Source organism: Winogradskyella sp. J14-2 (assembly GCF_001971725.1).
Classification (GTDB): Bacteria; Bacteroidota; Bacteroidia; order Flavobacteriales; family Flavobacteriaceae; genus Winogradskyella.
This window is the reverse complement of sequence record NZ_CP019388.1, coordinates 3,228,209-3,241,759: the sequence shown is the minus strand read 5'-3', so window position 1 is coordinate 3,241,759 and position 13,551 is coordinate 3,228,209. Positions and strand designations below refer to the sequence as shown.

Sequence of the window (13,551 nt, the reverse complement as noted above, 5' to 3'; positions counted from 1 at the left end):
ATCTTGTTGGTCGAAAAAACTAAAGACATAGTAAGACCAAAATAAGATTCCTGCTTTCGCAGGAAGTAAACATGAAAAAGAACGACAACATATTACTATTTCCACATCAATTATTTCAGGATTCTCCAATCCTAGAAATTGATGCCGCTATTTACCTCATTGAAGAATATCTTTTTTTTAAGCAGTATAAATTTCATAAACAAAAAATAGCGTTCCATAGAGCGTCTATGAAAGCGTATGCTGATTTTTTAGAGTCTAAAGGTAAAACTGTTCATTATATTGAAGCAACTTCAGACGATAGCGACATTAGAACATTGATACCCAAACTGATTGACAATGGTGCAAAAACGCTTCATGTCATTGACCCAACAGACAATTGGTTAGAAAAGCGCATTAAATCAACTGCAAAAGACATTACAATTAAATGGTACGAAAGTCCTCTGTTTATCAATACAAAAAAAGATCTCAGCTCATTTTTTAAACCTTCAAAAAAGAAATTTTTTCAAACTTCATTTTATAAAGAACAACGAAAAAAACGAGACATTTTAATGGTTTCCAAAGAACCTGAAGGTGGTAAATGGACTTACGATTCTGAAAACAGAAAGAAATACCCAAAAGACAAAACACCACCAAATATTCAATTTCCCGAACGGTCTGAATACTACGAGGAGGCTATAAAGTACACAGAAAAACATTTTAATAATCATTATGGTGAACTAAATGACTTCATCAATTATCCTATAGATTTTGAATCCTCTGAAGCATGGTTGCAACAGTTCTTTGAGTACCGCTTTCATGAATTTGGCGTTTATGAAGATGCCATTGTAAAGGAAGAGCATTTTTTAAATCATAGTTTACTTTCGCCTTTGATTAATGTTGGTTTGCTAAATCCTTCAAACGTTATTGAGAAAGCCATTACTTATGCCAAAGACAATGATGTGCCAATCAATTCAACAGAAGGTTTTGTAAGGCAAATTTTAGGTTGGCGCGAATTTATAAGAGGTGTTTACGAAGTAAAAGGCACAGAAGAACGCACCAAAAACTTCTGGAATTTTGATCGAAAAATTCCTTCATCATTTTACGATGGTTCTACTGGTATAAAACCCGTAGACGATGTTATAAAAAAAGTATTAAAAACGGGTTATGCTCACCATATAGAACGTCTAATGATTCTTGGCAATTTTATGGTGCTTTGCGAGTTCGATCCAGATGAAGTCTACCAATGGTTTATGGAATTATTTATAGATGCCTACGATTGGGTAATGGTACCAAATGTGTATGGCATGAGTCTGTTTGCCGATGGTGGTTTAATGTCTACAAAACCATACATAAGCAGCAGCAACTACATAATGAAAATGAGCAACTACAGTAAAGGCAAATGGCAAGAGACTTGGGATGGCTTGTTTTGGACTTTTATGGATAAACATCGTGAGTTTTTTGAGAGCAATCCTAGATTAGGTATGCTCTTGGGTAACCTAGATCGCATGAAAAAAGACACTTTAGACAACCATTTTAATAACGCAGAAAAATTTCTCAAAGCTCTAAAATGACAAACAAACCACATATTAATGTTGTATGGCTTAAGCGCGATTTACGACTTCAGGATAATGAAGCACTAAGTAATGCGCTTGTTACAGGAAAACCAACACTTTTACTCTATGTGTTTGAGCATATCTTAATAAACGACAATCACTACAGTGAGCGTCATTTCAATTTTATAAAAGAATCTCTTAGAGATCTTAACGCGCAGTTAAAACCTTTAGACTCTAAAGTACTTAGTGTTACTAGCGATATTCAAACTGCGTTTAACCTCATTCAAGAATTCTATAAAATAGATGCTATTTACTCTCATATCGAAACTGGTATCTTAATAACTTACAATAGAGACAAAGAATTTTTACGTTATTGCAGAAATAACTTTATTAGATGGAACGAAAGCAAGAATAATGGTGTAGAACGCGGTCTTTTAAATAGAGAAAACTGGTTAGAAGATTGGGAAGATTACATGAAAGAGCCGCTAAAAGAATTTAAACCAAACCATAAGCAATTATTATCTCTTCAAGATATTTCACTCTTAGAAAGCGTACTTACCGTTACTAATTTAAACACTCCTGAAAATACTAAATTTCAAAAAGGTGGAAGTTCTAGCGCTTGGAAATATGCTTCTTCATTTTTTGAGAATCGTCATAAAGACTATATGTTCAACATATCAAAACCAGAAGCATCACGCACAAGTTGCAGTAGACTTTCACCTTATATTGCATGGGGAAATGTTTCTATACGACAGATTTTTCAAAAAGCTCAGAAAATTAAAGAACAAAGTGACAATAAACGGCATATTGGCGCATTTTTATCACGCCTTCGCTGGCAGGCCCATTTTATTCAAAAGTTTGAAATGGAACATACTATGGAGAACGAGAGCGTTAATAAAGGATACCACAAACTAAAAAAGAGTATATCGTTAAAATACCAACAAGCTTGGAAAGAGGGCCAAACAGGATTTCCGCTTGTAGATGCAAGCATGCGTTGCCTTATAGAGACAGGTTATGTAAACTTTAGAATGCGCGCCATGTTAGTGTCTTTCTTTACACACATCTTGTGGCAACCTTGGCAAAACGCATCAGAACACCTATCACAGCAGTTCCTAGATTTTGAGCCTGGCATACACTTTCCGCAATTACAAATGCAAGCCGGAGAAACAGGAATAAACAATCTAAGAATTTACAACCCTACTTTAAACGGACATAAACACGATCCTAATGCTGAGTTTATAAAAAAATGGGTGCCTGAGCTGGCTCACTTAGACGTGCCTTTTATTCACGAGCCCTATTTAATGACAGAATTAGAACAAGGCCTTTATAATTTTAAACTTGGTGAAGACTATCCTGAACCTATCGTAGATATTAAAGAAAATAGAAAGCGTGCTAGTGATATTCTATGGAATATGAAAAAAGATGCAGAAGTTGTAAAAGAAAGTTTTCGTATCTTAAAACGACATACCTTACAAGATCGTAATCGCCTTTTACAGAACGACTAAAACATCAGATAAATTCGTCATAAAACACAATCATAATTCTCTGTTAATTTTTGTTTAACAATTACATTAAAAGGTTAAACATTTGTATCTTTACAGTGTTATGATATTAAATACCACACATTATAACTCTGAACACAAACAAATGATTGCAGATCTTGTTGGCAATGCTTTTGGTTTGGTACAGAAATTGAAGATGAAAGGTGTAGGGTCTAAACGCATGATTATAGATGAAGTTAGCCCAAATATGAAGAGTATATTGAATACGGTTTCTGATATTAACTATGCTAATATTGAGCTTCGACCTAAGGGTATTTTAATTATGATAAATAAAGGTTTGAAGAATTTTACATGGGTAATTCCTTACTATCAACTTGTTATTTACAAAGTCAATGGTTCTAGCCTCCATGCCCAAGGACGCTTTATTCATTTTAGAGATAGTAAAACTTTTAGAGAAAATAAAAAATTCTTTGATAAGTTATTAGACGAAAAGGTGAAGTACGATTTACAATTTTCAATGCCAGCATAAGAATGACATTAAACGAAAGACAAATAGATCGCATAATTGAAATGGCGTGGGAGGATCGCACACCTTTCGAAGCTATTACCTTTCAATTTGGTTTAAAAGAGCAAGAGGTTATAGAACTTATGCGCAAAGAAATGAAACCAAGTAGCTTTAAAATGTGGAGAAAACGTGTACAAGGCAGAGCTACTAAACACATGTACAAAAGAACTTTTGATAAAGGCAGATTTAAATGCTCGCGCCAAAAGTCCATATCAAATAACTCTATTTCAAAACGATAACCCGTGCTTTGATTTAAGCTTGGAGTACTTAAATACAGCACATTAAAAAGATACTATGAAAACAAAAATTATTCCTAACACAAACGGCCACAGGCTCAATGGATTGTCTATAGATGATATTGGAGACGACCATTTATTTACAGGTATAGACACACCCATGAAAGCCAATGCATTTGAAATGTCTGACGAAGAAAAGAAACAACGTATCTCAATTCTTTTTTCAGAAATTATGGATGTTCTCGGTTTAGATTTAACAGACGATTCTCTGAAAGGGACACCAGACCGTGTTGCCAAAATGTACATTGAAGAAATTTTTTCTGGTCTAGATCCTAAAAACAAACCCAAAGTTGCCTTATTTGACAACAAGTACCAATATAAACAAATGTTGGTAGAAAAAGATATTACGTTTTATTCTAATTGCGAGCATCACTTTGTACCCATCATCGGAAAGGCACACGTAGCCTACAAATCCTCTGGTAAGGTTATAGGTTTATCTAAGCTCAATAGAATAGTACAATATTATGCAAAACGTCCACAAGTACAAGAACGTTTAACACAGCAAATAGCAAATGAACTAAAAACAGTTTTAGAAACCGAAGACGTAGCCGTAATTATTGATGCAAAGCACCTTTGTGTATCTTCTAGAGGTGTAAAAGATGATACTTCATCTACAGTAACAACATATTATGGCGGAGAATTTAATAAACCAGAAAAAATTGTTGAATTGCAAAATTACATAAATAATTAAGCTATGGATATTTTAGAAAGAGCCGTTGAGTTTGAAAACAGAAAGTTTTCCTTTAAGACAACAAGCGATAGAATTTTAGCTGCAAGAGAAGCTAAAGAGATCATCTTAGGTGTTAATGAAATTTATAAAAAGAAAAAGGACGCCAAATTAATGGATTTAATGAAACGGATCACTGTGATTAAACAAAAAATTGAAAAGAGATTAAAAGGGCGTCCATTAACAGCTGCATAAAAATATGAAGACCATTATTGTCGTAGGTGGAAGCAAAGGCATTGGCAACGCTACAGTTGCATCTTTGCTTTCTTCACATAAAGTAATTAATATAAGTAGAAGCCAACCCGAGCAATCTCACGAAAACCTCACACATCATCAATGTGACATTATTAATGATGAGCTACCAGATATTTCGGAAGCCGATGGCCTAGTGTATTGCCCAGGAAGCATTAATCTTAAGCCCATTAACCGACTAAGTCTAGAGGACTTTAAGAATGACTTTGAGATAAATGTCTTAGGTGCCGTAAAAACCATTCAAAAATACTTGGCTGTGTTAAAAAATGGCAAACAACCTTCAATAGTATTGTTTAGTACAGTAGCTTCAAAACTTGGTATGCCTTTTCATGCAAGTGTTGCGGCTTCAAAATCTGCAATCGAAGGTCTTACAAAATCCCTCGGTGCAGAGTTAGCACCCACAATTAGAGTAAACGCAATTGCACCAACTGTTACAGATACAGACTTAGCTTCTAAACTGTTGCGTAATGAACGTATGATAGAGAATATGACTGATCGTCATCCGCTAAAAAAATATCTGCAACCAGAAGAAGTTGCAGATATGGTAGTATTTTTACTATCTCACAAAGCTGCTGCTTTATCCGGGCAAATATTTGAAATGGATTGTGGTATCGTTAGTTTTAAATTATAATTTATGAATCCACTAAAAACATTTGTAGGTACGCTAAGTACATCAGACAATAAGATAAAGCATAAAGCAACAGCCTCTATATATGATATAGAAATTAATAGCTTAGCAGGAAAACCGATAAAACTATCTGAATTTAAGGGGAAGAAAATTCTTTTTGTTAACGTGGCTTCAAAATGTGGTTTTACTCCACAGTACAGAGCATTACAAGAGCTTTCTGATTCTTATAAGGATAAATTGGTAGTTATAGGTAATCCATGCAATCAATTTGGTGGGCAAGAGCCAGGTAATGCAGACGAAATCCAAGAGTTTTGTAAAGTTAATTATGGTGTAACGTTTTTAATTACAGAAAAAATAGATGTAAAAGGAAGCAATCAACATCCTCTATATAAATGGCTCACATCAAAACGTCTAAATGGAAAGCAAAACTCTACTGTAAAATGGAACTTTCAAAAATATTTGATTGACGAGCATGGTGAGTTTATCGATTACTTCTACTCCATTACTAAACCTACAAATTCTAGGATTACAAAACATCTAAAATAACCGCTATGTTTGGATTATTTAAAAAAAATTCAGAAAAAGAAAAACTGCAAAAACAGTACGAAAAGCTTATGGCAGAGTGGCATAAGTTATCTACTACAAACAGAGCTGCAAGCGATAATAAGTATGCAGAGGCTCAAAAAGTTTTAGAAAAATTAGAAGCGCTTAAATAGTTACGTCTTGAGCAAGATTGCATATTTTATCTTATTTTTAATTATCAATTTTGGTGGTCTAGCCTTAGGCAGTTGGCTCATGGATAATGGCCCAACATCAGAGTGGTACTTAGGCCTAAATAAAGCACCTTGGACACCTCCTGGTTGGGTATTTGGTGTAGCTTGGACGCTAATTATGCTTTGCTTCTCTTGGTATTTAGCTGAACTGTTTAAAGATAGAAAATCTAATTTTTTATGGACGATATTTAGTGTACAAGTTGTACTTAATGTAAGTTGGAATTGGGTTTTTTTCAATCAACATTTTACAGCATTGGGACTCTTTGTTATCAGTGCATTACTTATCATTATTTTCTATTTTTTTATAACATTTAGAAGCGATAGGTTAAAATACGCTAAATACCTATTATTACCATATTTAATCTGGCTTTGCATTGCCACATCGTTAAATGCATATGTTGTTTTTTACAATTAGTACATCTTAAAATGAAAATATACACATTACATACAAAACAAAATCTCCCTATATCTGTTGACGAAGCTTGGGAATTTTTATCGAGCCCAAAAAATCTAAAAACAATTACACCAGATTATATGGGATTTCATATATTATCTGGTGCAGACAGACCAATGTTTCCTGGTCAAATAATTCAGTATATTGTTACACCAGTTTTAGGTATAAAAACCAAATGGGTTACAGAAATAACACACGTTAAAGATAAAGAGTATTTTGTAGATGAGCAGCGTTTTGGTCCTTACGCATTATGGCACCACAAGCATTTTATAAAACCTATAGAAGGTGGTGTAGAGATGGAAGACATTGTAGACTACAAAGTTCCTATGGGAATATTAGGCCAAATGGTACACCCTATTTTAGTAAAACCAAAACTTGAAGAAATTTTTAATTACCGAACTAAAAAGCTAGAAGAGCTTTTCGGAAAATATTAATATGAGCAAAACAGTAAATATATTTTGGTTTAGAAGAGACCTTAGATTAGATGACAACGTAGGCTTTTATGAAGCTTTAAAGGGAGAATATCCTGTTTTACCATTATTTATTTTCGACTCTGAAATTTTAGATAAACTACCCAAAGATGATGCACGCGTTACTTTTATTCATGAAACGTTGCAAGACATGCGAACTACGCTTCAGAATGATCATAACAGCAGTATAGCCATATACCACGGTAAACCATTAGACATTTATAAGCAACTTACCGAAGAATTTGATATTAATACGGTCTATACCAACCATGATTACGAACCTTACGCTAAGGAACGTGATGAAGCTGTACAGTCGTATTTAGAATCTCAAAATATTGAATTTAAGACCTTTAAAGATCAAGTAATTTTTGAAAAAGATGAGGTTGTAAAAAACGATGGAGATCCTTACGTAGTATACACTCCTTACATGCGTAGGTGGAAAGAAAAATTTAAAACCTTAGATTTAAAAATATATTACACAAACTCTTTTTTAAGCAACCTCATTGAGCACACTAGGTTGTCTAATTTAAGTCTATCTGATATCGGTTTTGAGAAATCGAAACAAGAAATTGCACCTTATGAGGTTACACCAACTTTAATTCAGGAGTATGAAGATACCAGAAATTTCCCTGCAAAAGATGCCACTTCACGTCTTGGTCCTCATTTACGTTTCGGTACAGTAAGTGTCAGAAAAATGATAAAGAAAGCCATTAACGAAAAAAATGAAACCTTTTGGCAAGAATTAATTTGGCGCGAATTTTTTATGCAAATACTATGGCATTTTCCGCATACAAAAGACAAAGCCTTTAAAGCCAAATACGATAGAATTGACTGGCGTAATAACGATGATGAATTTAATAAATGGTGTCAAGGAAAGACCGGATATCCACTTGTCGATGCAGGTATGCGAGAACTTAACGAAACAGGTTTTATGCACAACAGAGTTCGTATGTTGGTCGGTAGTTTTTTATGTAAACACCTTTTAATAGATTGGCGATGGGGAGAAGCTTACTTTGCAGAAAAACTTCACGATTACGAAATGGCAAGTAATGTTGGTAATTGGCAATGGGTTGCTGGTTCTGGCGTAGATGCAGCTCCATACTTTAGAATTTTTAATCCAACATCTCAGATTAAAAAATTTGACAAAGACCATGCGTACATTAAAAAATGGGTCCCAGAATATCAAGAGTTTTCCTACCCAGAACCAATGGTAGACCATAAAGAAGCTAGAGAACGTTGCTTAAAAACCTACAAACAAGCATTAAATTAATGGGTTGTTTTAATTTAAAAAAAGCTATTGTCTGAAGTTAACATGCTTATCTACAATGGTAATAATAGTCATATGAGGAAGCTTTATCTTATGTAATAATTAAAGCTAATATCTAATTAAGTAAGCTAACTATAACAATATTATCATTCACAATAATACATCCTCAATAAACATGTGTTCTAATGATATTCTCTATCCTCTTGGTTAATTATTACAGGGTAGGTATATTTTTTTAACACAAAACTTAACCTACTTATTAATCCATATTGTCGGAATTTTACATCTTTTTGTCGGAATTTTTAAGTTTATTTGAAAACCCTAACATAACACTAATGCAATTTATAGTACAAAAAGACTATAATCATACTTTTTTTAGAGACGTCATAAGAATCAACTATAATCACGATGTACCATTACAGTGTATTAATGATTACGGTTACAGTTATATTATGATTAGATACGGAAAGTTTGATGCTTATGATTATAAAAATAACCCAATAACTATTCCCAAAATATTTGTTAAAGGAACAGGTGATTATTTTAATGTAAAAGCTTACGAAGATAGCGTTTGGATTTCTGTAGAACTTCCAAATCATGCCCTTCATAATATAACAAACCTTATTGCTAGAAACTGTAGAAACAAACTTATTGATCTTAACGACTATGTAGATACCGACTGCTTAGATCGCTTATATTATGAACTTTACGACTCTAATACTATTGCTGATATCTCAACAGTTTTAGATAAACACTTATACACCTACTACAAAACATGGAATACCAGCTTAGATTCCACCTTAATCGTTAACTACATACACAGCATGCGCGGATGTCTTACTGTAAAAGATCTCAGCGAGCGCTTTCCTTTTAGTGAGCGTACAATAGAACGGATGTTTAAGAAAGAAGTAGGCGCATCACCTTACAGGTTTATTTGTCTGGTAAGGTTCAATAACATCATACGAGAATTTCAAGAACAAAAAATTCATTTAGAAGATCTTATTGTAAAATATAATTACTATGATAATTCTCATTTTGAAAAAGATTTTAAGAAGTTTTTAGGACAAAGTATTAAGTCTTACAAAAACAACTTTAATCCACTACTTTCCAATGCCTTATCTAGAGAATATCATAAAGAAAAACATAAATCTTAATCTATATACTATGAAAACAAACTTACTTACAATACCTTTAACGGTATTGTCATTTAGTGCAATAGCAAGTGCACAAACTGCTATTGCTACTGCTGGTGATAATGCAGTAAACACCAATGGAAATCTGAGCTATACCATAGGCCAGGTATTTTATAAAATGGCAACAGATGGCAACAATACTGTAACAGAAGGTGTTCAGCAGTCCTATGATATTTCGGAAATTTTAAGTATCTCAGACGTAGACACGGAGTTTGATATTTCTATTTTTCCTAACCCTACAACGCACCTAATTAATGTTAAGCTCTCAGATGTTCTAAGTGTAAAAACTTCCTACACATTAATAGATCTAAACGGTAAAATTGTAACTGTAGGAGAAACCAATGACCAGTCCTTTCAAATAGACCTATCACAATTAAATAGTGCTACCTACTTTTTAAACATAGCAACAAGCAATAACAAATTTAAAACTTACAAAATCTTAAAACAATAACCCAAATGAAAACAATTACCAAACACTTATTACTCGGACTTATTTTTAGTTTAATACTCACCACCTACTTAACTGCACAAAACGCTATTAGTTATCAAGCAGTCGTTAGAGATAATGCAGGGGAATTAGTTGCCAATCAAAATATTGGAGTTCAAATTAGTATACTACAAGGAAGTGCAACAGGATCTACCGTGTATACCGAAACCCATGTAATTACAACAAATATAAATGGTTTGGCCACCTTAAAAATTGGTCTGGGCACAACAACCGATAGCTTCGATAACATCGATTGGGCTAGTGACACCCATTTTGTTAAAACAGATATAGACCTTACTGGTGGTTCTAACTATACCATATCGCAAACTACGGAAATGCTAAGTGTACCCTATGCTATTGTAGCGGAACGATCAAAAAATCAGAAATTTACTGACGGTACAAATACTAATGATGCTGTATTTAACAACGGGAATGTTGGTATTGGCACAAACGACCCTACACATAATTTAGAGGTAAATGGCACGAGTGGAATTGCTTGGAGCACAACAAATCATCATATCCAATTTGGAACACCAAGCGGAGAGACAGGTATTGTACTAAACGGAGAAAACTCTGGCAACCGTAGTCGCTTCAATTTTGAAAATGTCGCCGATGTTGACGAAGCCTCTCGTTTTTTTAGATTTCGTTTTGATGATGATATTACCAACCTTACCATAAAAAAAGGAGGTAATATTGGCATTGGTACTAATAATCCGGCTGAAAAACTCGATGTTATCGGTAAAACTAAAACCACACAATTACAAATTACAGATAATGCAACTGAAGGTGCTGTATTAACTTCTGATGCAAATGGAAATGCTACATGGGAGTCTCCAGCAGAAGCCGTAGCTACTCACGATGCGTCTTTATGTAGTCTAGCTGATTCTGCTACAAACTCTATAGTTACCGTAGGTAATCTTCAGTTTAGATATAGTAGTACTTCAGGATCGGGACATATTGAAGCGAGAACAATCTCTGGTAGTTCTCAACAACAGGTATATGGTAAAAAGAAAAGCTATAGTATTAGTCTACCCGGCAATACTACTGAATATAATTTTAGAAGTGATGAAATTTTTTACAATACATGGCAACCAATATTAAGTCTTTGGGATGGTTCAGGTTATAATGATAGAATTACACTAAACACTTATGAGACTCAAGAATTTATTCTTTTTCCTATGTATAATACAAATGATGGTCCTGCGAAAACCTATAAAGTTTTTGCTACAATAGACGGTTATAATAAAATTCAAATACGTGCAACATATTTAGACGACTAAATTATTATTTAGTATTATAATTAAGAAAAAAAACCACATTGTGTGGTTTTTTTTTATTTACGAAGCAAAAAATTTATAAGTTTTAATAAATGACTAAAAGAGCAACTAACAAAACGAAGTATATTTTTTATATCAACCAAATTAAACTTTAGTTCAGACGCTCAATCCTTGCTCCAATTGCTCTTAAACGTGTGTCGATGTTTTCGTAACCTCTATCGATTTGTTCAATATTATGTATGGTTGAAGTGCCTTTTGCTGAAAGTGCTGCAATCAATAATGAAACTCCTGCCCTAATATCTGGCGAGGTCATCGTTGTAGCTTTTAGCTGAGACTTAAAATCGTGACCGATAACCGTTGCTCTGTGTGGATCGCACAAAATAATTTTTGCGCCCATATCAATTAACTTATCTACAAAGAATAAGCGGCTTTCAAACATTTTTTGATGTATTAATACCTCGCCTCTAGCTTGTGTTGCTATTACCAAAACGATACTAAGCAAGTCTGGTGTAAAACCTGGCCAAGGCGCATCTGCAATGGTTAGTATAGAACCATCAATATAATTTTGAATTTGGTAACCGTCTGTATGCGCAGGTATAAAAATATTGTCGCCTTGTTGGTCTACAGTAATTCCTAGCTTTCTAAAAACATTGGGTATTTGTCCCAGATCTTTCCAGCTAACATCTTCAATGGTTAATTCGCTTTTGGTCATTGCTGCTAAACCTATCCAACTACCTATTTCAATCATGTCTGGCAGCATTTTATGTTCTGTACCACCTAAACGCTCAACACCATCAATAATGAGCATATTAGAACCAATACCAGAAATTTTGGCACCCATTCTGTTTAGCATTTTACACAACTGCTGTAGGTAAGGTTCGCAAGCAGCATTGTAAATTGTTGTTTGGCCTTTTGCTAAAACAGCAGCCATAACAATATTTGCTGTACCTGTAACAGAAGCTTCATCGAGTAGCATATAAGTTCCCTTTAACTCCTCTGCTTCTACTCCATAGAAATAGTCTTCTCTATTATATCTAAACTTAGCACCAAGATTTATAAAACCCTCAAAATGAGTATCTAAACGACGACGACCGATTTTATCACCACCTGGTTTTGGAATGTATCCTTTACCGAAGCGCCCTAATAAAGGACCAACAATCATAATCGAGCCTCTTAACCCTTTACCATCTTCCTTAAATTCTGCAGACTCTAAATACTTTAGGTTAACTTCATCAGCCTTAAAACTGTAAGAACCGTGTCCTAGTTTTTCAATTTTAACACCGAGTTTTTCTAACAATGCAATAAGCTTGTTAACATCAATAATATCTGGAATGTTGTTAATGATAACAGTCTCTGAGGTTAGCAAAACTGCACAAAGAATTTGTAAAGCCTCGTTTTTAGCACCTTGTGGTTTTATTGAACCTTTTAATTGGTGTCCGCCTTCGATTTTAAATGTACTCATGTGTAATTAGTAACGTTTGCGATTGTTAGAATATTTCTTTTTTGATTTTTTTCCTCCTTTGTTGCTATACTTAGATTTTGTACGCATTAAGCTAGAAGAGTCACTAAGGTCTTCCTCGCTATTTTTAAGGTTTATTTTACCGTTAGATAATTCAAATAAATGGTCAAAAATAACAGTATCCTCTACACTATCCTTGTTCCAATTGAGATAACATTTTTTCATGTGGTTGGCTATGGTGTAAATCAAAGCTTCTTTCATTTCGCCTTTATCCCAAGTACATGCTACGTCTATCATTGTCTTTATATTATTACCATAAAAACGATATTTAGGATGGTTTTGTGGATATTTTAAGGGCTCCGGACCTGCACTTAATTCTTCTCTAGAGGGTTTAGGATATGGAGAATCTGCATCCAGTTCAAAATCAGACATAATAAACAATTGATCCCACAGCTTGTGCTGAAAATCTGGCACATCTCTTAGGTGAGGCTGAAGATTTCCCATTACAGAAATAATGGATTTTGCTAGTTTGTTTCTCTCTTCTTTTGTTTCGCGAGATTTGGCATAGTTAATCATCTTTTGCAGGTGACGGCCATATTCTGGTATTATTAAATGTTCGCGTTCTGTATTGTATTCTAAATTGTCAATCAAAATATAAATGTGTAGTAA

The 13,551-nt window shown here is 34.0% G+C and carries 17 protein-coding genes; 15 read left to right on the top strand and 2 right to left on the bottom strand.

What is annotated here, in order from left to right:
- The first annotated feature begins 71 nt into the window (after positions 1-71).
- The 15 genes from BWZ20_RS14545 (at position 72) to BWZ20_RS14480 (ending at position 11,426) form a co-directional block, all read left to right on the top strand.
- Positions 72-1,550 carry a cryptochrome/photolyase family protein gene (locus tag BWZ20_RS14545; protein WP_076621017.1) on the top strand — a complete coding sequence of 493 codons (1,479 nt, stop codon included), beginning with the start codon at positions 72-74 and terminating at the stop codon, positions 1,548-1,550.
- Positions 1,547-3,037 (top strand): cryptochrome/deoxyribodipyrimidine photo-lyase family protein, encoded by a 1,491-nt coding sequence (locus BWZ20_RS14540; protein WP_076621015.1) that lies wholly within the window; start codon positions 1,547-1,549, stop codon positions 3,035-3,037. The genes BWZ20_RS14545 and BWZ20_RS14540 overlap by 4 nt, the downstream gene beginning before the upstream one ends.
- Before the next feature lie 142 nt (positions 3,038-3,179).
- Positions 3,180-3,563, top strand: coding sequence for a hypothetical protein (locus tag BWZ20_RS14535; RefSeq protein ID WP_317041685.1), 384 nt, complete (start codon positions 3,180-3,182; stop codon positions 3,561-3,563).
- A gap of 2 nt (positions 3,564-3,565) precedes the next feature.
- The gene (locus BWZ20_RS14530; RefSeq protein WP_076621011.1) at positions 3,566-3,838 is read left to right on the top strand and encodes a TIGR03643 family protein; all 273 of its coding nucleotides are present in this window, start codon (positions 3,566-3,568) and stop codon (positions 3,836-3,838) included.
- Positions 3,839-3,893: 55 nt separating this feature from the next.
- The gene (gene folE, locus BWZ20_RS14525) at positions 3,894-4,586 is read left to right on the top strand and encodes a GTP cyclohydrolase I FolE (RefSeq protein ID WP_076621010.1); all 693 of its coding nucleotides are present in this window, start codon (positions 3,894-3,896) and stop codon (positions 4,584-4,586) included.
- A 3-nt stretch (positions 4,587-4,589) separates the two neighbouring features.
- Complete coding sequence (locus BWZ20_RS14520; protein ID WP_076621008.1) at positions 4,590-4,817, top strand: hypothetical protein; 228 nt, start codon at positions 4,590-4,592, stop codon at positions 4,815-4,817.
- A 4-nt stretch (positions 4,818-4,821) separates the two neighbouring features.
- Positions 4,822-5,505, top strand: a complete 684-nt coding sequence (locus BWZ20_RS14515) for an SDR family NAD(P)-dependent oxidoreductase (protein ID WP_076621006.1) — start codon at positions 4,822-4,824, stop codon at positions 5,503-5,505.
- A 3-nt stretch (positions 5,506-5,508) separates the two neighbouring features.
- On the top strand, positions 5,509-6,048 hold the full coding sequence (locus BWZ20_RS14510) for a glutathione peroxidase (protein WP_076621004.1): 540 nt from the start codon (positions 5,509-5,511) through the stop codon (positions 6,046-6,048).
- Between the two features lie 5 nt (positions 6,049-6,053).
- Entirely contained in the window at positions 6,054-6,218 is a 165-nt protein-coding gene (locus BWZ20_RS15340) for a Lacal_2735 family protein (protein WP_157358420.1), read from the top strand.
- 7 nt (positions 6,219-6,225) lie between these two features.
- Positions 6,226-6,690 carry a TspO/MBR family protein gene (locus BWZ20_RS14505; RefSeq protein ID WP_076621003.1) on the top strand — a complete coding sequence of 155 codons (465 nt, stop codon included), beginning with the start codon at positions 6,226-6,228 and terminating at the stop codon, positions 6,688-6,690.
- Between the two features lie 11 nt (positions 6,691-6,701).
- Positions 6,702-7,163 carry an SRPBCC family protein gene (locus BWZ20_RS14500; RefSeq protein ID WP_076621001.1) on the top strand — a complete coding sequence of 154 codons (462 nt, stop codon included), beginning with the start codon at positions 6,702-6,704 and terminating at the stop codon, positions 7,161-7,163.
- Position 7,164: 1 nt separating this feature from the next.
- Complete coding sequence (locus BWZ20_RS14495; RefSeq protein WP_076621000.1) at positions 7,165-8,469, top strand: cryptochrome/photolyase family protein; 1,305 nt, start codon at positions 7,165-7,167, stop codon at positions 8,467-8,469.
- Positions 8,470-8,801: 332 nt separating this feature from the next.
- On the top strand, positions 8,802-9,620 hold the full coding sequence (locus tag BWZ20_RS14490) for a helix-turn-helix domain-containing protein (protein ID WP_076621383.1): 819 nt from the start codon (positions 8,802-8,804) through the stop codon (positions 9,618-9,620).
- 10 nt (positions 9,621-9,630) lie between these two features.
- Positions 9,631-10,110: a T9SS type A sorting domain-containing protein gene (locus BWZ20_RS14485; protein ID WP_198034955.1), complete on the top strand. Its 480-nt coding sequence runs from the start codon at positions 9,631-9,633 to the stop codon at positions 10,108-10,110.
- A gap of 5 nt (positions 10,111-10,115) precedes the next feature.
- Entirely contained in the window at positions 10,116-11,426 is a 1,311-nt protein-coding gene (locus BWZ20_RS14480) for a hypothetical protein (protein ID WP_076620996.1), read from the top strand.
- A gap of 148 nt (positions 11,427-11,574) precedes the next feature.
- On the opposite strand, the gene murA is transcribed toward BWZ20_RS14480, so the two are convergent.
- Entirely contained in the window at positions 11,575-12,885 is a 1,311-nt protein-coding gene (gene murA, locus BWZ20_RS14475) for a UDP-N-acetylglucosamine 1-carboxyvinyltransferase (protein ID WP_076620995.1), read from the bottom strand.
- A 6-nt stretch (positions 12,886-12,891) separates the two neighbouring features.
- Entirely contained in the window at positions 12,892-13,533 is a 642-nt protein-coding gene (locus BWZ20_RS14470) for a DUF4290 domain-containing protein (protein WP_076620993.1), read from the bottom strand.
- Between the last annotated feature and the right edge of the window lie 18 nt (positions 13,534-13,551).

Bases quoted from the DNA above. Each gene is read 5' to 3' on its own strand.
- BWZ20_RS14495 (WP_076621000.1), top strand. From the start codon at position 7,165: ATGAGCAAAACAGTAAATATATTTTGGTTTAGAAGAGACCTTAGATTA.
- BWZ20_RS14540 (WP_076621015.1), top strand. From the start codon at position 1,547: ATGACAAACAAACCACATATTAATGTTGTATGGCTTAAGCGCGATTTA.
- BWZ20_RS14545 (WP_076621017.1), top strand. From the start codon at position 72: ATGAAAAAGAACGACAACATATTACTATTTCCACATCAATTATTTCAG.
- folE (WP_076621010.1), top strand. From the start codon at position 3,894: ATGAAAACAAAAATTATTCCTAACACAAACGGCCACAGGCTCAATGGA.
- BWZ20_RS14480 (WP_076620996.1), top strand. From the start codon at position 10,116: ATGAAAACAATTACCAAACACTTATTACTCGGACTTATTTTTAGTTTA.
- BWZ20_RS14515 (WP_076621006.1), top strand. From the start codon at position 4,822: ATGAAGACCATTATTGTCGTAGGTGGAAGCAAAGGCATTGGCAACGCT.
- BWZ20_RS14510 (WP_076621004.1), top strand. From the start codon at position 5,509: ATGAATCCACTAAAAACATTTGTAGGTACGCTAAGTACATCAGACAAT.
- BWZ20_RS14485 (WP_198034955.1), top strand. From the start codon at position 9,631: ATGAAAACAAACTTACTTACAATACCTTTAACGGTATTGTCATTTAGT.
- BWZ20_RS14535 (WP_317041685.1), top strand. From the start codon at position 3,180: ATGATTGCAGATCTTGTTGGCAATGCTTTTGGTTTGGTACAGAAATTG.
- BWZ20_RS14520 (WP_076621008.1), top strand. From the start codon at position 4,590: ATGGATATTTTAGAAAGAGCCGTTGAGTTTGAAAACAGAAAGTTTTCC.
- BWZ20_RS14500 (WP_076621001.1), top strand. From the start codon at position 6,702: ATGAAAATATACACATTACATACAAAACAAAATCTCCCTATATCTGTT.
- BWZ20_RS14490 (WP_076621383.1), top strand. From the start codon at position 8,802: ATGCAATTTATAGTACAAAAAGACTATAATCATACTTTTTTTAGAGAC.
- BWZ20_RS14530 (WP_076621011.1), top strand. From the start codon at position 3,566: ATGACATTAAACGAAAGACAAATAGATCGCATAATTGAAATGGCGTGG.
- BWZ20_RS15340 (WP_157358420.1), top strand. From the start codon at position 6,054: ATGTTTGGATTATTTAAAAAAAATTCAGAAAAAGAAAAACTGCAAAAA.
- murA (WP_076620995.1), bottom strand. From the start codon at position 12,885: ATGAGTACATTTAAAATCGAAGGCGGACACCAATTAAAAGGTTCAATA.